Origin of the sequence: Hyphobacterium marinum (genome assembly GCF_036330325.1) — a bacterium.
GTDB lineage: Bacteria > Pseudomonadota > Alphaproteobacteria > Caulobacterales > Maricaulaceae > Hyphobacterium > Hyphobacterium marinum.
This window is the reverse complement of the sequence record NZ_JAZDRO010000013.1, coordinates 1-713: the sequence shown is the minus strand read 5'-3', so window position 1 is coordinate 713 and position 713 is coordinate 1. Positions and strand designations below refer to the sequence as shown.

General features: G+C 62.6%; 1 protein-coding gene. It reads left to right on the top strand.

The window, feature by feature from the left end:
* Positions 1-3 precede the first annotated feature (3 nt).
* Positions 4-713, top strand: a 710-nt coding sequence (locus V0U35_RS13950; protein WP_330197386.1) for a GTP-binding protein, incomplete at its 3' end; no start/stop codon positions are given.

Genomic DNA, 713 nt, shown 5'->3' with positions numbered 1-713 from the left:
ACGATGGGCAAGGAAAAGTTTGAGCGTACGAAGCCGCACGCGAACATTGGCACGATTGGTCACGTTGACCACGGCAAGACGACGCTGACGGCTGCGATCACGAAGTACTATGGTGACTTCAAGGCGTATGACCAGATTGACGCTGCGCCGGAAGAGAAGGCGCGCGGGATCACGATCTCGACGGCGCACGTGGAGTACGAGACGGATGGCCGTCACTATGCCCACGTCGACTGCCCGGGCCACGCCGACTATGTGAAGAACATGATCACGGGTGCCGCGCAGATGGACGGCGCGATCCTGGTTGTGAACGCGGCTGACGGCCCGATGCCGCAGACGCGCGAGCACATCCTTCTGGCCCGCCAGGTCGGCGTTCCGGCGCTGGTGGTGTTCCTCAACAAGGTCGACCAGGTCGACGACGAGGAGCTGCTTGAGCTGGTCGAGATGGAGGTTCGCGAACTTCTGTCGTCCTACGACTTCCCGGGCGACGACATTCCGATCATCGCCGGTTCGGCCCTGGCTGCGCTGGAAGGCAAGACCCCGGAGATCGGTGAAGAGAAGATCAAGGAACTGATGAAGGCGGTCGACGAGTACATCCCGACCCCGGAACGTCCGGTGGACCAGCCCTTCCTGATGCCGATCGAGGACGTGTTCTCGATCTCGGGCCGGGGTACGGTTGTGACCGGCCGGATCGAGCGCGGTGTCGTGAAGGTGGG